A 22,348-nucleotide genomic window follows, 5' to 3' on the forward strand; every position below is an offset into this window, starting at 1 on the left:
TCTGGTCCCATAGTGGGAGGGCCACGCAGGCCGATCCCGGAGAGAAGCGCGATACTGCGAAGACATCAATCAACCATAGCTACGGACAGTCAGAAGGTGCTTGACCTCACCACGCCGAATAGAGAAGGCAACCAGTTGCGTGCGCCGATGCCATCGTCCAAAGCGCTAAATGCGGCAAACTCCGTGCCGCGATCTGAGGTGAAGCTTTGGCGTGCAGAAGATAGTTAGGGGGAGAATGTTCCCATCCTGACCGCCCAGCGGCTGCTGTGTTTCGGCGTGCAAATTTTACCCCGCCATGGAGTGCGCCCCTGAGGGTGGACAGATAGGCCTGATGAATTGACCGGGCTGGCCGGGTTTCCGAAAGTGGAACCCATGGCAAAACATCGCATTCACAGTATGGAATTCAAACGGCAGGTCGCGCAGGAGTTTGTCGCGGGCATTCGAGAGGCCGCATCCGCATTTCCTGCGCTGGCATCGAGAGAACTGTTTCAAGCAATAAAAGGTAGCGCAGAGCACGGTACTCCTCGCAAGAAGTTTGAATCCGCTCCAGACGGCTAGCCGCCGAATCCGAGCTTCAAATTATTCTCGCTCAGGTTAGCGGACCACCACCACCGAGCGAGGCCAAGTTGGGGCGTTGAGCGTCGACGGCAATGGAAGGCGATGGGTTGGAACCTTCCGTCCGCATTCGAAGACATGTGGCACTGGAGGCAGACCAGCGCGACCCGCCCCTTGCAATCGAGACGCTACGGTCGCTTCGCACGGTTTGCGGTCAGTGGCGCTGTCCCGAGGGAGGCGCCCGGGGCAGAGGGACCCCCACGGGCAATCCGATGCACTAAACGGTGCTGAAGCGGCGCCACGGCCTTCGCCTTGACGTGGGCATTTTTCACGAACATAGGATCAAGCAAGAAAATGTGGTAAGCGCCAGCCAAAGGGAAAATAATCGTGAGTGAGCCGACCGTAGCAGATGCAACAAACCGCATTTATGAATCGCTCCAGGCGGACAATGCCGACATCGATGTACATATCGCGACCCTCAAGGAAGCGTTGGTGCGGGTAGGTTTGAAAGAGGCCGTGTTCGACCCTGCTAAGCTCATGCAAAATAATCGTTCTGGCAGGAAGTTTATGCAGGCCTACTTTCGCCAGCGCGGCGTGACGGTGAAGTTCTCGGCTTCATGAAGTTTCCATTGACGCCAGACAGGTCGCATTTGGACGGCCGGATCACCCTCAATGGCCTGACACCCAAGTTTTGACCTCAAGCGCGAATTGAAGTGCCGCCGCCGTTCCGGGCGGGCTGCCCAAGCAATTTGGTAGCGATCGGCCATAAATCAGTCATTCCAGCCCGGCCAAGTTCATGTCTTGCCGAATGAACGTGTATCAGGGGGAAATGGTAAAAACTGGGTCATTGGTTCTGATCCGCGGATATTTTCCCTGGCCGATGGCGAAGGATGGCGTGGCGCACCTGACACAGGCCCCACTTTCCATGCTTGTCGAGGGGATCGACTGGCGTCGACCGGCGTGGGCTTACGCAAAGTTGCTCTTGAACCATTTGATTTCATCTTTGACGGTGATCCAACTCTCCATTGATTCATCGGAGCGCTGCTCTTCGATGGTCGCGATCGTTCGGATCCACGGCGTGGCGTCATGGCGCTTCCGGGCAACGTAGTTCGGATGCGGCATTCTATCTGCGATGCTGACGTCAATGCTCTTGAGGTAGCGTGAGCGCGCACTTGGTCACAACGGCTGTTCGAGCCGTCGTCTGCCGAATGAAGACAGCTTAGCTAGCGTCCCCCTTCGGAAGCGCCAGCGCCGTCTTGCTGGCATTTTCAGAATCAACGATGTCGGCCAGTTGGTTCTGGAATGCGATGAAGAGACGGTAGGCTCCGTGGGCGGCCTTGCCCGGCATGGTTCCGTTCTGTGTTTCGCACGTGAAGGAGAGTTCTGCGACGCTCGGCTTGGCCTCAGGCCCATCGAAGCACCAAAGGCTCAACGTGAATTTGCCATCGATGTTATCGCTGAACTTTGCCTTGGCTCTCTTGAATGCGTATTCGTGGATCATTGATCCGCCGACCAAATCTGCACTGGTCGCCTGCTCGCCGATCAGGTCTCCCACCCCCGGGAACATTCCAAAAACATCGGCGAGCCTTACGGGCCGCTGCTGCGGGTTGCCTTCGATGGTCGTAGAGAGGGAAAACCGGTTTCTCGTCGACCTCTTGACGGGAACAATGACGCGAGTCCCCGCTCCTGGACCGACAACTTCGAGCGGACCGATGTCTTCCTCAAATTTTGTCTCTGGGCCCTCACCGTCCTCAGCGAAGGACGTCGTCGCGACCACGAACTGATCGGGCATGCGTAGCTTCAAGGTTGTCTCGAATGTACCGGCCGAAACAAAGTTCTCATCCATCTCTTCGCGCGTTCGCAGGATGAGATCGTTTCTCGACAGGACGCAGTCTGCCGTATCCCAGAACCGGATGGTTCTATGGACTACCCTCTCGAAGGGTTCAGGTTCCTCGTCTATCAGCGAGACAATTCCCGCTATCCGCGACGTCCAAAACGCGTTGGCGGATTGTAGCGTTGGTTCTGCCTGAAACTCACTCGCCTTAAGTAGTAGTTTGTATTCTCGTGCAGCAAGCACGTGTCCCATGATCCCAGTCCTCCCGGGAATCCGGCAACCAAGGATTTCGCCCTTTGCGATCCCACCCGTAGATTGCGGTTAAATTAGCCGTAACGCAAGTACAAGCGGAGATAGACCGATCAGAATAATTTACAAGTTCTGGCGCGATCATGAACTTAAGCGATGCGTTTAGAGGAATATCGCAATGGTGCCGAGGACGGTTTCCAATGTGCGATTGTGCTGATGGCATGAATGTAAGTGTCGAGAGCACGCCGGCAGTCTCGCCGATGGGCTTGGCGAAAAACGCCATGCAGATCTACTTGCACCGCATCGTCGGCGCCTTCGTCGGATCGGCCCATGGTACCGAGCAGCTGTATTCCCGCGCAGTCTCCGGGGCGCGACGCCACAGCCAACGCGTCGAACGACTTCCGCGACGAGGATCTCGACGGTCCAGTCGGCTACGACAGCGCCGACCAACGAAATGATATTACCGGAATGCAAGCGCTCGCAATGACCCCTCGGCGACAACCTCGGGGTTCTCTTCTTCCTGATCCCGACGGGCAGCACACACGTTCGCGCTTTGCCCCAAGACTTACAGGCGAAGAGTGTAGCGGATCTACTGAACAACTCTCAAAGCACGCGGGAGCACAGGTTTAACCGCGCGAGAGAACTTCTGAAAGACGCGGGCGTGGGTCGGATCTCCACAGCGCTTATTGACTCCACCTTTTTCTCCGCCGAAAAGAATTCTTACCACAGAGGGAGATGATTTATGGCTGACGAGAACAGTTCGGGCTCGACTACCGACGTTGTAGAAACGGCTGCACCGGCAGAAATACCGGCGCCTAAAAAACAGCGCGCGCCAAGGCGTCCGAAGGCAATTGCCGAAGCGTCTGCAACACCACTCGTGAAAGCACGCAGGGGCCGCAAGAAGCGTAGCGAACAAGGCGTAGACGCGAAGCAAACGTCTGCCGAAACGCAAGTCGCTGGCAACAGCGCGGCGAAGGACCTCACTAAAGGCACGAGAAAAAAGCGGGCGCCAAAGCAAGCCGAGCGATCGGCTAACCTGCCTCTTCCGGCGATGGATGAGATGGCAGACCTTATTCGGCTCGAAGAAGAAAATAAGCGGCTCCGGAAGACTCTGGCAGACAAGCTGCGTGCCGAAAACGCAGACCTGCGCAAGCGGCTCGGACTCGATTGATCACCGAGGGGCGGTTGAGCGATCGACCGTGTCCACTACATTCGTGGTCGGACAGATTTTCGCCGGGCTCACGTCGTGAGCCCGGAACTCAAATTGCGGAAACGTCGTGGTGCGGGCTGCTCGAGGTTGAAGCGCAATGAAATCACCTTGGAAATTCCTTACTCAATTGGTGTCGCGGCGAGGGTCGCCCGAGACACCAGGGGGTTCGGTTGGGCATGATGCTGATGCTATGGCAAACGAAAACACAGCGCAGCGAGCGTCGGCGCCTGCACAAAACCCAACGGAAGCACCCCGCCGATCTGAGCACGGTGAAAACCGATCTGCTGGGTTCGTAGCGACCGCATCTTCAGATCAAACGGAACCTGAGGTCGATACCGCGCGCGTTGGCGACGGGCCAGGGAATGTTGAAGAGGCCCAAGCACCCGCGCGTCAAGAAGTCAGCCGATCCAGTGCAGAAGCGCATCCGATACTGCCGGAAAGCGAGACCGGCAAAAAGCCTCCACGAACAACACGGGCAAAGAAGCCAGGACATGCGAAGAATTCCCGTACGGACGTGATTGCGCAGAGCGACGCCGTGGTAAACAGCGATCAAAATGCACGATCTTCTTCGTCTGGAGGGGTGTTCTTTGACGAGGTGTTAGGCCTTGACGATGAAATCCAGCAACTGAGAATTCAATTGGCTCGAAAGCTGCATTTGCAGAATGTTCAGCTTAAGAAGATGCTTGAGCGTTTCGATATATCCTGAGCCTGCCCTACAATCTCAAAGATCGGACACATATGAAAACACCACAACGAAAGTTCGTTGTCGAACTCAAATCGGCGCGCCGACGGTCGTCCATGCGGCCTACCTCCATCTGGGGCGACACAGATCTCAAGGCTCTGGTGCGTGAGGCTGAAGCTGACGCGCCGCATCTTTTCGAACCCGGTGTGGTCTCAGAGGCTCGGGCCCAAGACCGCGATCCGCAGCCGGACCCGAGACTGGAAACTCACATCACGGAGAACACTCAAACCGGTGACGGTGAGCTGATTACATCCTCCCCAGTGGAGGCGGAGCAAACCTATCCATCACCGCAAGGTAATGATCCACCTTTCAATTCAGTTTCAGATTCGAAAGAGGAAACTTCAGCGCCGCGTTCTCCACGAACAGCGAGGCGCCGGCGCCAGGTGAGTGACAAAACTGAGGCTACGAGAAGCATGCCGATTGCGCGATCAACCGCCGTGTCGGGCGGAGAACCTGTCGACGAGTTGACCGCGCTTGAAGAGGAGAATCAGCGGCTCAAGGGCCAGCTGACAGAACATCTTCTTGAACAAAATATGCGTCTTCGAAAGATGCTTGCGCGTTTTGGTGTCGTTTGAATTCCACAGCGTGGCGCCAAATGAGCCACACAGTTGCACCTAACGAAAGGCGGCGACGATCAGCCAGATTCAGCTGCGAATAGCTTCGTGACATCCCAAAATCTCCAAGGGTATGCCATTGAAATAATTGGATTGTCGCACTTCGAATTCGAATGTACCTTTTGTGCTTCGAGGATCGCACAATGTATCGTCCAGAATGAGCTCTCGGGGCAGAGACGGGTCGCACACGGCCGGCCGCTCTATGCTTCCGATTACGACTTCAACGACGATCTCCTGACCGTCGACGCGAAGTTATGGGTAGGGCTTGATCGCGACTGCCTCGGAGCCGATAAGAGCGCGAAGGCATAGGGAGATCGTCGCCGTGAGAGCACTGATCCAGCGCGTTTCATCTGCGCGCGTCACCATCGACGATGCGGTGACGGGGGAAATCGGCAATGGTCTGTTGGTCTTCGTATGTGCGATGAAGGGCGACACTGAAACGGAAAGCGAATGGCTGGCGCGCAAGATCGCCAACCTGCGCATCTTCAGGGACGATGCGGATCGCATGAACCGTTCGCTTGTCGATGTGGGCGGCTCAGCTCTGATCGTCAGCCAGTTCACGTTGGCCGCCGAGACGAAAGGCAACCGCCCGGGCTTTTCTACGGCTGCGCCGCCGGACGAGGGCAAACGCCTTTATGAGAACTTCTCTGCCAATGTCTCGGCCCTTGGCATTGCCGTTGCGAATGGCGTCTTCGGCGCGGACATGCGGGTGGAATTGGCCAACGACGGTCCTGTAACGATCTGGCTGGACACGACGTCCAGTTAACCGGTCAAACCGCACGCGAACGGGCTCTGGCCGCTTGTGCGGTCGACGCCTGGTGCGCTCATTTTTGTGTCACAGCGTCACTGCGCCCAGGCTTGCCTGTGGCACCGTTCGCTGCTCGTCGCCTCGATTGTAGCGTCGCAATCCGAATTCCGAGCGAATCCACGGCTTCCACGCACGTCAGCTGGTAGCCGCCGTTCACGCAACCGGCGCATCAAGACGTCGATCCATTGATCGAGTGGTTCGCGCGCCAGCCCCTGGGGCCGAGATCGAGGAACCGATCCCGAGAGAGAAAACGCGGCCAGGATCGTTGGAGACTGAGTCGAGTAGATATTTGATTCAGAAGGCTTCGTTTGTGGTGCCTGGTGCAATTAGATCGCCCAGCAGAAATTCGGATTTATGCATTCGACGCATGAATTGTATGTCGATATCTCGTTTGCGCGGGCCGAGCCGTCAGGACTAGGCTGACATCAATCCAGAACAACAGTGAAGCACGAAGCTTCGGGGAACCTATATGAGCGATACCAGACTTGCCGAATCCGGCCAGTTTGTCGTCGTGCCGCGACGCAAGATCGGCACGAAGATACTGGCCCTCGTTTTCATCGCAATGCTGCTCCTGCTTGTCAGAGCCTTCTGGCTCGGCGACATCGCTTGGAGTTACGTCGGCGAAAACCTGTTCTCGAAGGCGGTGATGGCCGGTGTCGTCAACACGATCATCATGACGTTTTGTGCCATGGCACTCGGTATTCTGCTGGGTGTTCTAGCAGCTGTGATGCGCATGTCCGACAATCCGGTGCTCAGAAGCGTTTCGGTCGGCTATATCTGGCTGTTCCGGGGCACGCCGGCGCTGCTGCAGCTGCTCCTGTGGTTCAATCTCGCGCTGATCTTCCCGACGATAGGCATTCCCGGCCTCTTTGCGCTGCGCACCGTCGATGCAATGACGCCTTTCGTCGCCGCTTTTCTCGGCCTGGGTATCCAGCAGGGCGCCTACACGGCGGAGGTCGTGCGCGCCGGCATTCTCGCCATCGATCGCGGACAGACGGAAGCTGCGCTATCGATCGGCATGACGAAGCTGCGCGCCACCCTGAAGATCGTGCTGCCGCAGGCGATGCGGGTAATCGTGCCTCCGATCGGTAACGAGACGATTGGCATGGTCAAGCTGACCTCGCTTGCCAGCGTCATCCAGTATTCCGAGGTGCTGCGCAGCGTCGAGGACATCTACTACGTCAATTCGCGCGTTATCGAGCTGCTGATCGTCGCCGCCGTTTGGTACATGGCCGTCGTCACCGTCCTCAGCATCGCGCAGATGTATGTCGAGCGCTATTTCTCCAAGGGGTGGGGTGCCTCCCGGCGAACGGAAGCCGCTCCAGCACCGCAGACCACAGTCGAGGAGGCCGCCTGATGGAACCGCTTATCGTCGCCCACGGCCTTCAGAAGTACTTCGGCACTTTCCATGTGCTTCAGGACATCGATTTCAGCATCCGCAAAGGTGAGGTCGTCTCCATCATCGGTCCTTCCGGCTCCGGCAAGAGCACGTTCCTGCGCTGCATCAACCAGCTCGAAAGCATCGATGGCGGCTACGTCACCGTCGATGGTGAAATTGCCGGCTATCGCCGCGACGGAAACCACCTCTATCCCCTCTCAGACGGGGAGGTTGCCCGCCAGCGGCAATCCGTAGGCATGGTCTTCCAACGTTTCCATCTCTTTCCCCATCGAACAGTGCTCGAAAACATCATCGAGGGGCCGGTCGGCGTCCAGCGGCGACCGAAAGCACAATGCGCCGAGGAAGCACACGTCCTGTTGAAACGCGTCGGCCTCGCACACAAGGCGGATGCCTATCCGGGCGAGCTATCGGGCGGCCAGCAGCAGCGCGTCGCAATTGCCCGCGCTTTGGCGATGCGGCCGAAGGCGATGTTGTTCGACGAACCGACATCCGCGCTCGATCCGGAACTTGTGGGTGAGGTGCTCGGCGTCATGAAGGAGCTCGCTGCCGCCGGCACGACGATGATCGTCGTCACCCACGAACTCGGTTTCTGCCGAGAGGTCGCGGACCGGGTGGTGTTCATGGACGCAGGCCGGATCGTCGCAAGTGGGACGCCCTCCGAGATCCTTGAGAATCCCACAAATCCCAGAGTGAAGAGCTTCATTTCTGCGGTGCTTTGAAAAACCAAGAAAACAACCTCAAGAGGAGAATGACATGAAATTTCTAAGGGTAGCCGTGTCCGCACTCGCGCTTCTTTCCGCCGGCGCCGCCGCGGCCGAGACCAAGCTCAACCTCGTCAACGACGGCGAGCTTCGCATCCTCACCAATCCGATCTATCCGCCGATGGAGTTCGTCAATCCGGAAAAGGGCACGCTCGATGGTTTCGACGTCGATCTGGCGACCGCGATCGCCACAAAGCTCAAGCTCAACCCGCTGTTTGTCACCTCCGCCTTTCAGGAACTGCAGAGCGGCCTTCAGACCGGGCGCGGCGACGTGATCATCTCCGGCATGAGCGACAACGTCAAACGCCAGGAAAGCATGGACTTCGTCGACTACCTGACGAGCGGCCCGATCCTGTTCACGACCAAGGCCGGCGGCGAACAGTACAAGCAGCCGGAAGACCTCTGCGGCAAGACGGTCGCCGGCAGCCGCAGCACCAGCTTCGGCGAGAACGTTACCGGCTGGAGCGAGGCCAATTGCGTCGGCAAGGGCAAGGCGGCGATCAAGTTCGAAGGTACGGCCGATTCCAACGCCGCCCGCCTCGGCATGAAGCAGGGTCGTTATGACGCCGTCGTCCAGGGCATCGAAACCATCGCCTACCAGATGCGCGTTGAGCCGGACACATTTACGTTGGTCGGCGATCCACTCATCAGCAACGACACCTTTGGCATCGGCTTCAAGAAGGACAATTCGGGCTTGCGCGACGCAGTTGCCGGTGCGCTCGACGAGCTGATCAAGGATGGCACCTATAGCCAACTCCTGACGAAGTGGGGCCTGGTCCATAACGCTGTACCGAACGCCGTGATCAACGGCGTCAAGTAAACCGCCTCTTCCGCCCCCGCATCCGATCTTTCTGAGACGACCGGGCGGCAACCATTCCAGAGTTCTACCGCTTTTCAACCGGCCGCGGAGCCGGAACGGCAGAGCTTTGACTCTAGAAAACCGCTCCCGGCGCTCCGGTCGGGTGCGGTCGCCAACCGGACAAACACCATGCTCACCGAACTTTCCCTTTCCGCTGACCTTCGGGCTTCGCGCTGGCCAGCCGGAAAACAATCCGCCGTCGCGCTCGCCTTCGACGTCGACGGACCGACCGGCGACGCAATGCTCGACGGGTCGCTGCTTTCCAACCCGCGCTATTTCACCCAGGGCGCCTACGGTCCCTGGAAAGCCCTGCCGCGCCTGCTCGATCTGCTCGGCGCCTATGACCTCAAGGCAACCTTCTTCATTCCTACATGGGTCGTGCTGCATTGGGGTGAGCGCTGCGAGCGTATCATCCGCGAAGGGCACGAGGTCGCCTATCACGGACACCGCCACGAGGTTTTCATCGATCTGAGCCGCCAGCAGCAGCTCGACATCATGGAGCGCTCCCGCGCGATCTTTCAGGAGCGGCTTGGCGTCACCCCGATCGGTTTTCGCACGCCATCGGGCGACTGGAGTGCGGAAACTGCGCACATCCTGCGTGCCTTCGGCGTGCTCTATTCGAGCTCGATGCGCGGCGACGATCGACCCTATTTCCACCCGAGCGCCACGCCCGAACATGGCCTCGTCGAAATCCCGGGGCGCTGGGACATCGACGACTATACGGCGCTCGCCTACACGGAGGAGCCCGACTTTCCCATAGGTCTCGACCGGATCTCCGACTACCGCACGGTCGAGAAAAACTGGCGCGCCGAGTTCGAGGGATACCACCGCGAGGGTCTCTGCTGGACGACCATCCTGCATCCCAAGGTCTGCGCCAAACCCGGCCGTCTCTCGATCCTGGACGGGCTTTTCCAGGCAATAGCAGCACATGGCGACGCGGTGTGGGCGGCGCGTTGCGGCGATATCGCTCGCTGGTGGATCGACCAGCATTCCCCCGGTGACCGGCATGGGAGGTCGGCATGAACGAACTCACGGCAATGACGTGGCCTGAGGGCAAGCGCTGCGCGGTTCTGGTCTCTGTGCTGTTCGACGACGGCATGGATGCGGTGGCCACCGCTCCGGATCTCCTTGAGCGTAGCAAGAGCTTCTCCGTCTGGAAATATGGCGCTGCGCGCGGTGTCGAAAGGCTGTGCCGGACCTTTGCGTCCTCCGAAATCGCTACCAGTTGGTTCGTGCCGGGGCAGGTAGCGGAAGAGCATGCCGCTCTTCTGACGGATGTTGCCGCAACCGGCCATGATCTCGAAAGCCATGGTTGGGCCTTCGAACGCCACGATCGCCTGCCGGCGGCGCAAGCGCTGGAGCTCTTGAAGCGGTCGCGCGATGTCCTCGCAAGGCTATCGGGCCGGGCAGCGACAGGCTTTCGTCTCCCCGGCGGAAACTGGCCGCGCGGCTTCGACCGATTGCTGTCTGAAGCGGGGTACTCGTGGTCGGCTTCGCTCAACGGCGACGACGTTCCCTATCTGCATCCCTCGCGTCTGATCGAGATACCAGTTCATGTCGAGCTGGAGGATCGTCCCTATTTCCAGTTCAACTTCACCCCGGCCTTCCCCAAGGGTCAAAGCCGCATCCCGCCTTATAACGGCGTTCTCAACAACTGGATCGCGGAGTTCGAGGCCTATCGTCGCTTCGGTCTCTGCTACGTACTTCAGCTTCGGCCGGAATGGAGCGGCACGCCCGGAAGAATCTCAATCGTCGAAGATCTCTTGGCGCACATTTGCGGCTTCGACGACGTCTGGTTCGCCACCGGCGCGATGATCGCCGACTGGTATCGGACAATCGGCGTCGCGCCGCCGCCGTCCCACCCCCTTCGCGTTTACGATGCTTATCAGCGGGAGCATCAATCCCATGACTGAGACCGTCCTGCATTCGCTGGCGCGCAAGGTCGTCGCCACGGCGTTTGATGATTTTCCCGAAGCGACCGTCAAGAAGGCGAAGCTGCACATTCTCGACACCTTCGGCGTTGCTGTAGCGGGCTCGGTCTCCGCCGAGACACGCATGACACTGTCGGCTCTCGGTGCTGGGGCGTCAAACGGCGCTTCGGTCATCTGGGGGACGCCGCTTTTGCTCGATGCCCGCACCGCCGCTCTCGTCAACGGCGTTTCGGCCCATGCCCTCGAACTCGATGATAGCGGTGGTTGCGACCACTCAGGCGCCGTCGTCCTGCCGGCAGTCGTGGCTGCCCTCGGAGAGATACAGCGACCTGTTCATGGCCGGGAACTCCTGAAAAGCGTCTTGATCGGATACGAGGTCGGCCGGCGCGTGCTGGAAGCGGCCGGCGGCTACGAGACGCACAACGGGCTCGGCTGGCACTCCACAGGAACTTGCGGCATCTTCGGCGCCGCGGCGGCCGTTGGCACCTTGCTTAGTTTTGATGCCGAGCGAATGGCCTCCGCTCTTGGTCTTGCCTGTTCCTTTGCGAGCGGCACATGGGCTTTTATCCACGATGGCAGCCCGGCGAAGAAGCTTCACGCCGGCCGTGCCGCCGAAGGGGGTCTTCTGGCCGCGCGTCTTGCCGCCAGCGGCTTTGCCGGTCCTGGCGGCGTGTTTGAAAAGGGTGCGTGGGGAAGCTTTTTTCAGGCGTTTTGTCGGGGCGCGGGGGATCTGGAGGCACTCGACCGCGCGTTCGGCGAGAACTGGCGTATCAACCGCTGCTCAATCAAACCTCATGCCACCTGCCGCGGCACCCATTCGGCAATCGACGCGGTAGACAAGTTGCTTGGCGATCATGATCTGAAGAGTGCCGATGTCGCTGCGATCACCGTCGACATGAGCGGTTTCCAGTTCGGCATGTGCGGTGGCAAGACATTGAGTTCGCGGGCGCAGGCACAGATGAGTTTGCCCTATGCGGTCGCCGCACGGCTCCGGTACGGCAAGGTGTCGCTCGCAGAGCTTGAGGAGCGAGCTTGGCGTGACGCGAGCATCGAGCAATGGCTCGGCCGGATTGAGGTGCGCATTGATCCGTCCATGTCCGACGAGGCGGAACCTGCAATTGCCCTTTCAACGCAGGACGGGAAGCGCCTGAAGACCACGGTGGAGTTCCCGCTCGGCAGCCCTGCAAATCCACTGAGCGACGACCGACTGATCGGCAAATACAACGAGCTCTCTGGCACCGTCTTGCCGGAGAAAAAGGCCGCTTACCTGCGCGATTGCGTTCTTGCGCTCGACAGTTTCGTCGATGCTCGGGCTCCTCTGGAGCTGCTGCACTGACGCCACGTCGGCCCAAGTGCCGGAGCCAAACCCCTAGAAAATGCTGAGAGGATCAGATGACAGCACAGGCACACGCGACTTGGTCGCCGCTTTTCAAGGAAGCCGTTTCCACGGACTTTCGCGATTTTCACGAATGCCTCGACCAGGACAAGCGCATCGCACTTTACGACGTCGCCGGCTCCAAGGTCCACGCCAGCATGCTGACGCGCGCGGGGATTCTGACGGCAGAGGAAAACGGGCAGATCCAGGGCGGGCTCGATCAGATCGCCGCGGAGATGCGCTCCGGCACCTTCGCCTGGAAAAAGGAGCTTGAAGATGTTCACATGAACGTCGAAAATCGCCTGACCGCACTCGTCGGCGACGCCGGCAAGAAGCTGCACACGGCGCGCTCCCGCAACGATCAGGTGGCAACGGATATTCGCCTCTATGCCCGTGCCGAGTTGGACGCGCTTGCATCCGAGCTGAAGGCGCTGGTGCTGTCGTTTGTCGATCTTGCTGACGAGCATGCCGATACGATCATGCCTGGTTTTACCCATCTGCAGGTCGCACAGCCCGTCACATTCGGTCACCATATGATGGCCTATGCTGAGATGTTCTTGCGCGACATCGAAAGGGTGAAACAGGCTCGCGAGCGGCTCAATGTCTCTCCGCTCGGCGCGGCAGCGCTTGCCGGCACGGGTTATCCGATCGATCCGGCCTATAGCGCTGCGGAACTCGGTTTTGCCCGCGCCTTCCGCAACTCGCTCGATGCCGTTTCCGATAGGGATTATGTCGTCGACATCTGCGCCGCCGGCGCCTTGATCCTCGGACATCTCTCTCGCTTTTGCGAAGAAGTCATCCTTTGGTGCACACCGATGTTCGACTTCATCGAAGTCGGCGACCAGTTCTGCACCGGTTCCTCGATCATGCCGCAAAAACGCAATCCTGATCTTGCCGAATTGGTCCGCGGCAAGGCGGCGCGGGTCATCGGCAACCTCGCGACTTCGGCGGCGTTGATGAAGGCGCAGCCGCTAGCCTTCAACAAGGACCAGCAGGAATCGAAGCCACCGCTGACCGATACGTTGGAGAATGTGCGGGGCGCGGTCACGGTAACCACCCAGATGCTCCCGACGATCAAGGTCCGCGACCGGAAGATGCTGGCGGCGGCCGAACAGGGTTATTCGACGGCGACGGATCTCGCCGACTATCTCGTGCGTGCCGGCCTGCCGTTTCGCGATGCCCATCATGCTGTAGCGGCAATCGTCGGCGCTGCTCGTGAAAAGGACCTTGCAACGCTTTCCGACATGCCGCTTGTCGAGATGCGGGCATATGCCCCTGCCATCGGCGCGGATGTCTATGAAGTGCTGACCGTCGAGGGCTCCGTTGCCAGCCGCAATCATCCGGGCGGGACCGCACCCGAGCAGGTAAGGAGCGCCATCGCCGAACTTCGTTCGCTTCTCGCCTGATCGAGCCATTCAGCGCTTTACCGCCGCGGTGGCGACTGTTTAAATGCTACGGTTGCCATCGCGGAGGAGCCCTTTGAAGCCGGTTTTCGAACAAAATCGCTTGCCGCCCTTGCAGACGCTCCAGACGTTTTCGATCGTTGCGGAAACCGGCAGCTTCACGGCTGCCGCCACCGAACTCAACTTGAGCCAGAGTGCGATCAGCCGCCAGATCCAGCAGCTTGAGCACTATTTCGGCTGCAGTCTGTTTGAGCGCCACACGCGCAAGGTGGTCATCACCGAGCAGGGGGCGGCAATCATGCCGATAGTCAACGGGTTGCTCGTCTCGTTGCGAAACTCGTTCGAGGCGACGCGAACGAAGAGCAGGTCGCTCACTATCAGGATGCCCCCGACCTTTGCCCGGCGGTGGCTTCTGCCGCGGCTGCCGGAATTGCAAAGTCGGCATGAAGATCTGAATATCACGATCGACACGGCTTGGTTTGCCCGCCCGACTTTCACGGTCGGTGACATCGATCTGCTGATCACCTACGGTAATGGTCATTGGCCCGGTATGGACGTTTTTCTGCTGCTTCCGGAAAAACTGACGCCGATGTGTGCACCCACCATGGCCGGAACGCTCGGCGATCCGGCGACGCTCGATAACCTCTCGTCCTGCGTACTGTTGCACTCCAACCCGCGTCAAAGCGACTGGACGTTGTGGCTGCAGGCGGAGGGCGCCTACGATTTTCGTGCGGCCCGCAACCAGATCTTCGATACGCAGGATTTTGCCATGACGGCAGCCGCAAGCGGCTACGGCGTCACGATGGGCGACCTTTATCTCGCAAGACAAGACTTGCAGAGCGGGGAACTGGTAAGGCCGTTCCCGCGCATCATCGACAGCGGCTACGGCTACTATGCCATCTATCCCGCTCAAGCCGAAGCCCGCAGGAAAGTGGCGGATCTGGTGGAGTGGCTGTCAGAATCGTGTCCGGAGACCGCGTCGCCTAGATCGTAATTCCGTCACAGTTGTTCGTCTGCGCCATCGAGCTCAATATCCAATGGAGAATCGGTCAGTTTCTAACGAAATCAATGTGCTAGGAACGACCTACGTGAGGGTAGCGCTGCTCTCAGCGGTTCGAATAGCGTGCAATGAACCTAACGCGGCTGAAGCCTGGGTCGGAATTTGTAACGACATCATCTTTACGGAATCTTGTAAAGATGATGTCGTTACGCTATCTAATGAGGGCAGACAGGAGTTTCCCATGCCTACCACCCGCACGAGTAGAAGTCCGGACGCAAGTGTGCCACTAAATATGCGCATCAAGCCTGCGACACGCAACTTGATCGACCGCGCCGCCGAGCTGCTTGGTAAGACGCGCACGGATTTCATGCTTGAGGCTTCCGAGCGCCGCGCTGAGGAAGTGCTGCTAGAGCGTTCCGTGTTCACGGTCAGCCCCGAAATCTATGCCGAGTACCTTGCCCGGCTCGATGCACCCGTGCAACCTAATGAGCGCCTGAAGCGCACTATGTCGACCAAAGCACCGTGGGATGAGGCGTGACTCTCAGTGCACCGACACCACTGGCCGACCACCATGAACTGGCCGATTTTAATTCCGGCGTGCCCGAACTGGACGACTGGCTGCGTCGCCGCGCCCGTACCAATCAGATAGGCGGCGCATCGCGAACGTTCGTCGTGTGTGAGGGAAACCGCGTCATTGCCTATTACGCACTCGCCTCCGGCGCGGTGAAGCAGCCGGAAGCACCTGGCCGTTTTCGGCGCAACATGCCAGATCCAATTCCAGTTGCCGTGCTTGGCCGCCTCGCCATTGATGGGGCCTATCAGGGGCGCGGCATCGGCAGAGCATTGGTGCGCGACGCAGGTTTACGCCTGCTCAATGCTGCAGAAATCCTGGGAATCCGCGGCGTGCTGGTGCATGCGATTTCCGATAGCGCGCAGGCCTTCTATGAGGCGGTTGGCTTCCTGCCTTCGCCATCGGACCCCATGATGCTGATGGTCGGGTTGCAAGATCTCAAAAGCGCGCTGAACTTCTAACCGTAGCTTGGGAACAAATCTGCTCCAGAGCAGAAGTCAGCGCGTGCCTGTTGGTCAGGCATGTTCACGTTCTGTGCTTCTGGAATCGCATAAGGTGTCGACCGGAACGGATTGCTCTCGCCGAAAGAGCGGTGCGATGACGCGGGGGCGGCCGCGAAGATGGGGAGGTCGAAGGCCTGGATCTTCAATCTGCCGGAAAAGGCAAACCGTAGCGCTCCCTCACAGTTCGCTCTTCGTAGCGGTTGCGATACACACCGCGGTCCTGAAGGATCGGGACGACCTTCTTCACGAATTCCTCGATATCGTCGGGTGCTCGTGGCGGCTGAAGCGTGTAGCCGTCGACGGTGCCGTCGTCCCACAAATCGATAAGCGCATCCGCCACCTCTTCTGCAGTCCCAAGTAGCAGGCGATGATGACCCTCGGAGCGGCGCACCACCTGTCTTGCCGTCAGTTTTTCATGCGTCAGCAGATCGGAAAGCCCCAAGCCCATCCCGACCGCCTGTAGACGGTTGGGATCCGGGATGAAGCGATCGGCGTTGAGCACCTCATCCGGATCGAAACCGGCGGGATCGATGCCGTTTTCCTTGACGAACCGCGCGATCAGACCGTCCTCCGAGCCGGCGCCGCTGAAGAGTTCGTGCTTGCGCCACGCTTCTTCTTTCGTCTCGCCGAGGATCACCACCACTCCGGGCACGATCCGGATGCCCTTGGGGTCGCGGCCGAGGGCTGTGGCGCGATCCCTGACCTTCTTGCCGAAGGCCTGGCCGGCCGGGCGGGAGAGGATGTTGCAATAGATGATCTCGCCGTGGCGGGCCGCGAGCTCGATGCCGCCCTCGGAAGCGCCTGCCTGCGCGATCACCGGATGGCCTTGCGGGCCGCGGGGAACGTTCAACGGTCCCTTGACCGTGAAATGATCGCCCTCGTGGTCGATCGCATGCGCGCTCCCGGCATCCCAGAAACGTTCGTCGGGCACATGGCCTTCCCGGGCCGGATCCCAGCTTGCCCAGAGCTTCTTGGCAACGTCGAGGAATTCGGAGGCCTTGGCGTAACGCTCGCTGCGCGGAGGCAACGGTGCTGAGCCGAAATTGGCAGCCACGTTCGGATTGAAGGACGAGACGATGTTGATGATCAACCGGCCGCCCGACACGATATCCGTCGATTGGGTCCGGCGGGCGAGATTGTAGGGAGAATTGTAGGTCGACGACATCGTCGCGACAAAACCGATGTCAGGCACCTGCGCGGCGAGCGCCGCACACAGGATCAGCGGGTCAATGGTATGAAATGGCCGGCTGTTCGGGTCGGTCATCAAAGCTGGATGATCGGAGAAGAACACGGCGTCGAACAGTCCGCGATGAGCGAGTTCCGTCAGGCGTCTGTAGTAGCCGGGATCGTAAATGTCGTGGCGGTTGCCGCTGCGGTACTTCCAGGCGGCCGGTAGATAGCCGGTCGTGTTGATGCCGACATTGAGGTTGAGCGTACGGGGCATGCGAACGAAAGTCCTTCAATAGGCCGCAGTGAAGCGGCGGCGGATGAACTGTCCCTTGTCGAGTTCATCGAGAATGGCGATGGCGAAATCGGCTTCGGAGATGCGGCTCTCGCCCGCATCGTCGCGCAGCAGTGCATCTTCGCCGAGCCTGAAACGGCCGGTCCTCTCCCCGGCCTTGATCGACAGCGGCGGGGAAACATAGGTCCAGTCAAGGTCGTGCTCGCCGCGTTTCAGGCTGCGCAGGATCTCGCGGTTGCGCAGGGTATGGGCTTTGTGGTCCGCGGGGTAGAAATCGCTGTCGACCACGTCGATGCCGGGGCTTGCCTCCAGGCTTCCAACACCGCCGACGATGATGATACGACGGACGCCCGCACGGCTGACACCTTCGAAAAGGGAGGCATGTGCTTTCTCGATGAGATCAGCGGCATCCTCCGCCGAATGGCGGCGCAGGCCAGGACTATAGGCGCTGATGACGGCGTCGTGACCGGCAACGATCTTTGCCACCTCCTCCGGATCGGCGATATCTGCCTTCAGGGCCGTCAGGCGTTCGGCGGGTTCAAGCGCGGTGGAGCGGGTCACGGCGGTCACACGGTGTCCGCGCGACAACGCCTCTTTGCGGATGTTGCTGCCGATGTTTCCGGAAGCGCCGAAGACGACGATGGGCATGATCAAATCTTTCCTGATGCTAGAGGGCAGGTATGGCCTTCAGCGGCCGAGTGGCGCCGACATTGCGCTGCATGGCTGAAAGTGACGACCGCACGGCTTCGTAGCCGTGTTCGCGCATGGCGTTTTCGTAGTCGTTCACCGCGGCAAGCGCCGGCTTGCCATGGCGCCGTGCAGCCACGAGCTCGCGAACGAGCAAGCCGGCATCGTAGAGGGCGGTGTTGCCGCCAAGCGCGCGGAAATAGGTCATTGCGTGGATGGCGTCGCCGAGCAGCGTCACCGGACCGCTTTGCCAGACCGCGCCGGGCGTGGAGCTCTTTACCTTGAGGAAGGCGACCGTCGACGGATCGCTGTGGCGAATAAGCTTCAGGATGCGCTCGTCCCAGTGGCCGATGCGCTGAAGGAGCGTTTCGAGCAGGGCCTCACCGTCGAGAGATTCAAGCACCTCGTCGGGCCCGAGTTCGTCGGTATCGTAGGCCGTGTTCCACCAGGTGTAGCTGGTCGAGTTGTTGAAGTGGAAGCCGGGGATGTCGCGGTGGCCGGGGTCTTCTGCACTGACAAAGTCGTAACGGGCATAGACGGATGGATCGACCCGGTGGCTGGTGATCATTAGGCCGCGGCCGTCGCGCGGGCGAATGTTGGTATTGAACTCCGTGAGAAGCGGCGAGATGGCCTGTCGTTCCGCCTCGTCGATCGTGATCTTGCCGGCCAGCCGCCGCACGCCGGTGTCGATGCTTTGGAGGTCAGGCAGACGTTGGCGACGTACCGCCGACCCCGCCCCGTCGGCCCCGACCAGCAGATTGGTGTGTATGGCCGTTCCGTCGGCGAAATGCGCAAGCACCGTTCCGTCGGCAAGCTGCTCGTAGCGCTCGAACCGTTTGCCTGTGTGAAAGATGCCGTCTAGCCCGGATAGGAGGATCTGGCGGAGCGTGATCCGGCTGACCGATTTCTCGATATGCGTATCCTCGGGTTCGCCTGATCCCTGGCTTGCGCTTTCCAGCCGATGGAATGCCTCGTCGAGAACAAGGCTTTCCGTCGGCGCAAGCCCAAGCGTATCAAGGAAAGCTCGAAAGAGATGAGCCGGCAGGTTCGCCCCGAGCGCGTCGATACCCCGTTGCCGGATCCGCATGCGAAAACCCTGCACATAGTCCGACCGGACCGGGTCGCGTTCGAAGACGGCGGTGTCTATGCCGTTCTTCTTCATGCCTTGCGCCAGGGCGAGACCACCCGGTCCCCCACCGATGATGGCAACGTCGACGAAGGGTATGGTCATGGCTGGTACTCGGGGACGGCAGTTTCGGCGGTCACTTGTTCGTGGATGAAGTCGGCGACGGCACGAGGCGAACGGCCAAGCAGGGTTGGAACGACGTCGGTCGTCGTCGCGGCGTGGCCGGCTGCGATCAACCTTACGAATTGCGCAACGGCGCGGTGTTCGAAGTCACCATCTTTTGGAACCGTCTGGGGCGGCTTCTCGAGTGCAGCAACCGGCCGTTTTAACGCAGCCGTCACTAGAGAAGCGATCTGACGGAATGAGACCACGTCCGGGCCGGTGAGGTTGAGCGTGCGGCCCCGGACGCGATCGGCCAGGAGTTGGTGCACGGCGACATCGGCAATGTCACGGGCGTCGATGTAGCCGATGCCGGCGTCGAGGTTGGCTGCGACGACCTGATTGTTCTTGATGGCGTGCCGGATGGTGTTGGCGAGCGAGACCTGCATCCAGGCATTGGGACGAAGCGAAACGGTCTCGTTCGGAAGGCCATTCAAGTGTCGTTCCACGGCCGCGTGCGCTTCGCCGGAGATCGAATTCCCCGGCGGCTCGATCGTCCAGTCGGAGCCCGATATCTTGACGATGCGGGCCACGTTTGCGGCGACGGCAGCATCGGCGACAGCGATCTGATCCGTGACGAGCCTCGTGCTGATGGGGGACAACAGAAGGAGGCGTCCAACGCCTCGAACGGCCGCGTCGAGTGCGGCGCGGTCGCCAAAATCACCGGCCGCAATCCGGACAGCTTCGCCGAACAGGGCACGTGCCGTCTCCGGGCGTCGGGTAAAGACGCGAACCGGTTGCCCGTGCGCGAGCAGTCGTTCGACAACCAGACGCCCGAGCTTGCCGGTGGCGCCGGTAACGAGGATCGGCGTGGCGCTCATGCGGCCGACCGCTGCGAGGCGGCCTCCAGTGGTCGGCGGTCGATCCAGCCGAAGACATCGAAATCATCAGGGATGAAATCCCAATCGAGAAGGAAGCGCTTGAAGTGATCGAACGCGGCGACCTGGTCTTCGTCCAGTGCCAATCCGAGATGGCGATGGACGTCCGGGCCATTGGCCGCCCAGACTGCGTCCTCGCCGACGCCGATCTCGTTGGCGATGAACCGAACCGCCGTATCCGGGTTCGAAGCCGCCCAGTCGCCGACACTGGCAACGGTCGACACCAAATCGACAACGAGGTCGAAATACTCATCAAGAATGCGGGCGTCGACTGTCAGCGGTCTTGGCGTGCCATTGTTGATGCGGATCTTCGGATCCGGATGGAAGCCGAATTCCGCCACCACCACGGCGCCGATCTGATTGGCGAGCACGATCCCTTCCGCACCTTTGACGAAGAAAGCGTCGATCTTGCCCGAGGCCAGGGCCAAAAGTTCGTCGCCATAGGGGTATCGGCGCTTCAAGCCCAGAAAGGTGGCATTGCCACGTTCGATCAGGTTGCCCTCGTTAGTGTCGAGATAGACGAGTTCGACATCGCCGGGATCGAGGCCGTCGAGCGAAAGCGCCGAGACGATGCCTTTCAACGCGGTGGCCCGCTGGAAGTCGACGACGTCGGAATTGGGCTTGCGCGGCACACCGATGCGGCGGCCTTTCAGGTCACCCGCTATAGCAATGCCGGAACCTGGAAGCGCTATGATCGCCTGGAACTCGTCGGTTGTGGTGATGCCGACGACGCGTGTCTCACGACCGCCGGATCGCGCCCAGATCGGTGGAATGTTGCCGCCTTGCCGGAACGAGTAATCCAGCGCATGGGTAAAATGGCTCTGGCGGACCGACGGGTCTTTGCTGTCGCGGATCGAGCGCACTGCAACGCCGGCGCTCTGAAACTGTTTGTCGATCCAGCCGAGCTGATGGGCGATCGACAGTGGGGTCGGGGCGGGGCAGCGCGTGTACCAGACGGAAGAGAGGGATGACATCACGGAACTCCTAGCGGCCGCCGACAACGGCAAGACGAGGTTGCTGTTGAGGCCGAACGGGTACCGGCTCGATGGCGACGGCAGGCGCAGCGGCATGCCGACTGAACGCGGTTTTGGCGAGCATCGTCCGAATGAGGTTGTTCTGCGGCGCGTGCGCCTTGCCGGAGAGCGCGTCACGATGGTGACGTTCCAGCGGATTGTCACGGCTGATGCCAGGATTGCCGCCAAGCTCAAGGGCAAGGGTCGTCACCGTGATTGCGTTGGCGATCACCGTGTGTTTGACCGCGGCGGCATCAGCGCCAAAGGCGCGTCCGCTGTCGAAATCTTCGGCGATGGAGCGCAGGAGCCTGCGGTTGACCGTCAGCAAGACCTCGATCTCCCCAAGACCATCTTGGATGCGGGGAACGGTCGAAAGCGGCGCGCCGAGGCTTGCCGGCGCCCGCGAGGTGGTGAAGTCGATCAGCCAGTCGCGTGCACCGCGCGCGGCTCCGTCATAGATCGCCGGGACGAGACTGAAGTACCAGGCGCCCATGCGCTCGTCGCGTTTCAGGCCCTCGCTCGCCGGTGCGATGTCGAGAACATCCTCCAGCGGGATCGCGACGTCATCGAGGATCAGGTCATCGCTGTTGGTTGCCCGCATGCCCGTCGCGTTCCAGGTCTTTTCGACGCGAATGCCGTCGGCCGATGTCGGCACGAGGAACGAGCCCAGTCGCGGTTCGGGTTCGTCGGTCACCGCAAGAACCGACACCCAGCGCAGCAGCGGAATTCCGGTGGCATAAGTCTTGTGGCCGGTAATGCGCCACTGATCCCCAACGCGTCGGGCAATCGTTTCCGGCAAGGACCCATGCGACGGCGAACCGACGCGTGGCTCCACCTGCGCGGCATTGATCAGCGCCACGCCCTCGCGGTTGGCCCTGGTAACACGCTCGACAAGGTGCAGCGGCCATTTGCCTGAGGTGCGCACCGAATAGTGCTGGTTGTAGTGCATCGAAAGGACGAGAGCGGTTGAGGGCTCACCACGGGCAATTGCCGAGATTACAGAGAGCGCCTCCGTCAGTCCGCCACCGAGACCGCCGTGCTCGGGCGCCGTTACCAGGCCTAGCAGTCCCGCCTCATGGAGCGCGTCGAAATTGGCGAACGGGAATTCACCGGTTTCATCGTAGTGACGTGCTGTCAGGGCGAAGCGTTGTCCGAGCTCTTCGGCCCTGGCAATCACCGGCTCGAAACGTGTGGGATCGGTCATCGGTT

The 22,348-nt window shown here is 60.3% G+C and carries 24 protein-coding genes and 1 pseudogene; 17 read left to right on the top strand and 8 right to left on the bottom strand.

The genetic code is table 11. The features are described from left to right. Nucleotides 1-372 precede the first annotated feature (372 nt). Nucleotides 373-558 carry a hypothetical protein gene (locus tag IB264_RS30125; protein WP_192434732.1) on the top strand — a complete coding sequence of 62 codons (186 nt, stop codon included), beginning with the start codon at nt 373-375 and terminating at the stop codon, nt 556-558. A 381-nt stretch (nt 559-939) separates the two neighbouring features. After that, nucleotides 940-1,176, top strand: a complete 237-nt coding sequence (locus IB264_RS30130) for a hypothetical protein (RefSeq protein WP_192434842.1) — start codon at nt 940-942, stop codon at nt 1,174-1,176. Nucleotides 1,177-1,521: 345 nt separating this feature from the next. Here IB264_RS30130 and IB264_RS30135 read toward each other — a convergent pair whose 3' ends face one another. Then, the gene (locus tag IB264_RS30135; protein ID WP_192434734.1) at nt 1,522-1,677 is read right to left on the bottom strand and encodes a hypothetical protein; all 156 of its coding nucleotides are present in this window, start codon (nt 1,675-1,677) and stop codon (nt 1,522-1,524) included. 97 nt (nt 1,678-1,774) lie between these two features. Beyond that, nucleotides 1,775-2,641 (bottom strand): hypothetical protein, encoded by an 867-nt coding sequence (locus IB264_RS30140; RefSeq protein WP_192434736.1) that lies wholly within the window; start codon nt 2,639-2,641, stop codon nt 1,775-1,777. Between the two features lie 241 nt (nt 2,642-2,882). On the opposite strand from IB264_RS30140, the pseudogene IB264_RS34905 reads away from it, so the two are divergent. From IB264_RS34905 to IB264_RS30210, 15 genes and pseudogenes are all read left to right on the top strand, one after another. Then, nucleotides 2,883-3,091 (top strand): annotated as a pseudogene (locus tag IB264_RS34905) (hypothetical protein); the annotation flags it as partial. A 289-nt stretch (nt 3,092-3,380) separates the two neighbouring features. Then, nucleotides 3,381-3,809, top strand: coding sequence for a SyrB-like regulator (locus IB264_RS30145; RefSeq protein WP_192434738.1), 429 nt, complete (start codon nt 3,381-3,383; stop codon nt 3,807-3,809). Between the two features lie 229 nt (nt 3,810-4,038). After that, complete coding sequence (locus IB264_RS30150) at nt 4,039-4,554, top strand: hypothetical protein (RefSeq protein ID WP_192434740.1); 516 nt, start codon at nt 4,039-4,041, stop codon at nt 4,552-4,554. Between the two features lie 32 nt (nt 4,555-4,586). Further along, nucleotides 4,587-5,165 (top strand): hypothetical protein, encoded by a 579-nt coding sequence (locus IB264_RS30155; RefSeq protein WP_192434742.1) that lies wholly within the window; start codon nt 4,587-4,589, stop codon nt 5,163-5,165. 361 nt (nt 5,166-5,526) lie between these two features. Then, a complete protein-coding gene (dtd, locus tag IB264_RS30160; RefSeq protein ID WP_192434744.1) occupies nt 5,527-5,970 on the top strand; it encodes a D-aminoacyl-tRNA deacylase in 444 nt (147 codons plus the stop codon). A gap of 511 nt (nt 5,971-6,481) precedes the next feature. Beyond that, on the top strand, nt 6,482-7,369 hold the full coding sequence (locus IB264_RS30165; RefSeq protein WP_192434746.1) for an amino acid ABC transporter permease: 888 nt from the start codon (nt 6,482-6,484) through the stop codon (nt 7,367-7,369). After that, nucleotides 7,369-8,130, top strand: coding sequence for an amino acid ABC transporter ATP-binding protein (locus tag IB264_RS30170; RefSeq protein WP_192434748.1), 762 nt, complete (start codon nt 7,369-7,371; stop codon nt 8,128-8,130). Before IB264_RS30165 ends, IB264_RS30170 begins: the two co-directional genes overlap by 1 nt. 34 nt (nt 8,131-8,164) lie before the next feature. After that, nucleotides 8,165-8,992 (top strand): ABC transporter substrate-binding protein, encoded by an 828-nt coding sequence (locus IB264_RS30175; RefSeq protein WP_025430818.1) that lies wholly within the window; start codon nt 8,165-8,167, stop codon nt 8,990-8,992. Nucleotides 8,993-9,160: 168 nt separating this feature from the next. Next, complete coding sequence (locus IB264_RS30180; RefSeq protein ID WP_192434750.1) at nt 9,161-10,054, top strand: polysaccharide deacetylase; 894 nt, start codon at nt 9,161-9,163, stop codon at nt 10,052-10,054. Next, on the top strand, nt 10,051-10,944 hold the full coding sequence (locus tag IB264_RS30185) for a polysaccharide deacetylase family protein (protein WP_192434752.1): 894 nt from the start codon (nt 10,051-10,053) through the stop codon (nt 10,942-10,944). The genes IB264_RS30180 and IB264_RS30185 overlap by 4 nt, the downstream gene beginning before the upstream one ends. Further along, on the top strand, nt 10,937-12,298 hold the full coding sequence (locus tag IB264_RS30190; protein ID WP_192434754.1) for an MmgE/PrpD family protein: 1,362 nt from the start codon (nt 10,937-10,939) through the stop codon (nt 12,296-12,298). The genes IB264_RS30185 and IB264_RS30190 overlap by 8 nt, the downstream gene beginning before the upstream one ends. 56 nt (nt 12,299-12,354) lie before the next feature. Next, nucleotides 12,355-13,743, top strand: coding sequence for an argininosuccinate lyase (gene argH / locus IB264_RS30195; protein WP_192434756.1), 1,389 nt, complete (start codon nt 12,355-12,357; stop codon nt 13,741-13,743). 73 nt (nt 13,744-13,816) lie between these two features. Further along, nucleotides 13,817-14,734, top strand: a complete 918-nt coding sequence (locus IB264_RS30200) for a LysR substrate-binding domain-containing protein (RefSeq protein ID WP_192434758.1) — start codon at nt 13,817-13,819, stop codon at nt 14,732-14,734. Between the two features lie 247 nt (nt 14,735-14,981). Further along, nucleotides 14,982-15,278, top strand: a complete 297-nt coding sequence (locus IB264_RS30205) for a DUF1778 domain-containing protein (RefSeq protein ID WP_192434760.1) — start codon at nt 14,982-14,984, stop codon at nt 15,276-15,278. Beyond that, a complete protein-coding gene (locus IB264_RS30210; protein WP_192434762.1) occupies nt 15,275-15,772 on the top strand; it encodes a GNAT family N-acetyltransferase in 498 nt (165 codons plus the stop codon). Before IB264_RS30205 ends, IB264_RS30210 begins: the two co-directional genes overlap by 4 nt. 184 nt (nt 15,773-15,956) lie before the next feature. Here the strand turns inward: IB264_RS30210 and IB264_RS30215 are convergent, their stop codons facing one another. Genes IB264_RS30215 through IB264_RS30240 form a run of 6 tightly spaced genes read right to left on the bottom strand, consistent with a single transcriptional unit; the run spans nt 15,957 to nt 22,343 of the window. Continuing rightward, complete coding sequence (locus IB264_RS30215; protein WP_192434764.1) at nt 15,957-17,258, bottom strand: NtaA/DmoA family FMN-dependent monooxygenase; 1,302 nt, start codon at nt 17,256-17,258, stop codon at nt 15,957-15,959. Between the two features lie 15 nt (nt 17,259-17,273). Next, on the bottom strand, nt 17,274-17,924 hold the full coding sequence (locus tag IB264_RS30220) for an NAD(P)-dependent oxidoreductase (protein WP_192434766.1): 651 nt from the start codon (nt 17,922-17,924) through the stop codon (nt 17,274-17,276). A 19-nt stretch (nt 17,925-17,943) separates the two neighbouring features. Beyond that, nucleotides 17,944-19,194: an NAD(P)/FAD-dependent oxidoreductase gene (locus tag IB264_RS30225; protein ID WP_192434768.1), complete on the bottom strand. Its 1,251-nt coding sequence runs from the start codon at nt 19,192-19,194 to the stop codon at nt 17,944-17,946. Then, nucleotides 19,191-20,069, bottom strand: a complete 879-nt coding sequence (locus IB264_RS30230) for an NmrA family NAD(P)-binding protein (RefSeq protein WP_192434770.1) — start codon at nt 20,067-20,069, stop codon at nt 19,191-19,193. The genes IB264_RS30225 and IB264_RS30230 overlap by 4 nt, the downstream gene beginning before the upstream one ends. Beyond that, a complete protein-coding gene (locus IB264_RS30235; RefSeq protein ID WP_192434772.1) occupies nt 20,066-21,100 on the bottom strand; it encodes an ABC transporter substrate-binding protein in 1,035 nt (344 codons plus the stop codon). The genes IB264_RS30230 and IB264_RS30235 overlap by 4 nt, the downstream gene beginning before the upstream one ends. Before the next feature lie 10 nt (nt 21,101-21,110). Then, nucleotides 21,111-22,343, bottom strand: coding sequence for an acyl-CoA dehydrogenase family protein (locus IB264_RS30240; protein WP_025430805.1), 1,233 nt, complete (start codon nt 22,341-22,343; stop codon nt 21,111-21,113). Nucleotides 22,344-22,348: the final 5 nt, after the last annotated feature.

Origin of the sequence: Ensifer sp. ENS11, from assembly GCF_014851895.1 — a bacterium.
Taxonomy (GTDB): domain Bacteria; phylum Pseudomonadota; class Alphaproteobacteria; order Rhizobiales; family Rhizobiaceae; genus Ensifer; species Ensifer canadensis.

Bases quoted from the DNA above. Each gene is read 5' to 3' on its own strand.
- IB264_RS30125 (WP_192434732.1), top strand. From the start codon at position 373: ATGGCAAAACATCGCATTCACAGTATGGAATTCAAACGGCAGGTCGCG.
- IB264_RS30135 (WP_192434734.1), bottom strand. From the start codon at position 1,677: ATGCCGCATCCGAACTACGTTGCCCGGAAGCGCCATGACGCCACGCCG.
- IB264_RS30140 (WP_192434736.1), bottom strand. From the start codon at position 2,641: ATGGGACACGTGCTTGCTGCACGAGAATACAAACTACTACTTAAGGCG.
- IB264_RS30145 (WP_192434738.1), top strand. From the start codon at position 3,381: ATGGCTGACGAGAACAGTTCGGGCTCGACTACCGACGTTGTAGAAACG.
- IB264_RS30150 (WP_192434740.1), top strand. From the start codon at position 4,039: ATGGCAAACGAAAACACAGCGCAGCGAGCGTCGGCGCCTGCACAAAAC.
- IB264_RS30155 (WP_192434742.1), top strand. From the start codon at position 4,587: ATGAAAACACCACAACGAAAGTTCGTTGTCGAACTCAAATCGGCGCGC.
- IB264_RS30165 (WP_192434746.1), top strand. From the start codon at position 6,482: ATGAGCGATACCAGACTTGCCGAATCCGGCCAGTTTGTCGTCGTGCCG.
- IB264_RS30170 (WP_192434748.1), top strand. From the start codon at position 7,369: ATGGAACCGCTTATCGTCGCCCACGGCCTTCAGAAGTACTTCGGCACT.
- IB264_RS30175 (WP_025430818.1), top strand. From the start codon at position 8,165: ATGAAATTTCTAAGGGTAGCCGTGTCCGCACTCGCGCTTCTTTCCGCC.
- IB264_RS30180 (WP_192434750.1), top strand. From the start codon at position 9,161: ATGCTCACCGAACTTTCCCTTTCCGCTGACCTTCGGGCTTCGCGCTGG.
- IB264_RS30185 (WP_192434752.1), top strand. From the start codon at position 10,051: ATGAACGAACTCACGGCAATGACGTGGCCTGAGGGCAAGCGCTGCGCG.
- IB264_RS30190 (WP_192434754.1), top strand. From the start codon at position 10,937: ATGACTGAGACCGTCCTGCATTCGCTGGCGCGCAAGGTCGTCGCCACG.
- argH (WP_192434756.1), top strand. From the start codon at position 12,355: ATGACAGCACAGGCACACGCGACTTGGTCGCCGCTTTTCAAGGAAGCC.
- IB264_RS30205 (WP_192434760.1), top strand. From the start codon at position 14,982: ATGCCTACCACCCGCACGAGTAGAAGTCCGGACGCAAGTGTGCCACTA.
- IB264_RS30215 (WP_192434764.1), bottom strand. From the start codon at position 17,258: ATGCCCCGTACGCTCAACCTCAATGTCGGCATCAACACGACCGGCTAT.
- IB264_RS30220 (WP_192434766.1), bottom strand. From the start codon at position 17,924: ATGCCCATCGTCGTCTTCGGCGCTTCCGGAAACATCGGCAGCAACATC.
- IB264_RS30225 (WP_192434768.1), bottom strand. From the start codon at position 19,194: ATGACCATACCCTTCGTCGACGTTGCCATCATCGGTGGGGGACCGGGT.
- IB264_RS30230 (WP_192434770.1), bottom strand. From the start codon at position 20,069: ATGAGCGCCACGCCGATCCTCGTTACCGGCGCCACCGGCAAGCTCGGG.
- IB264_RS30235 (WP_192434772.1), bottom strand. From the start codon at position 21,100: ATGTCATCCCTCTCTTCCGTCTGGTACACGCGCTGCCCCGCCCCGACC.
- IB264_RS30240 (WP_025430805.1), bottom strand. From the start codon at position 22,343: ATGACCGATCCCACACGTTTCGAGCCGGTGATTGCCAGGGCCGAAGAG.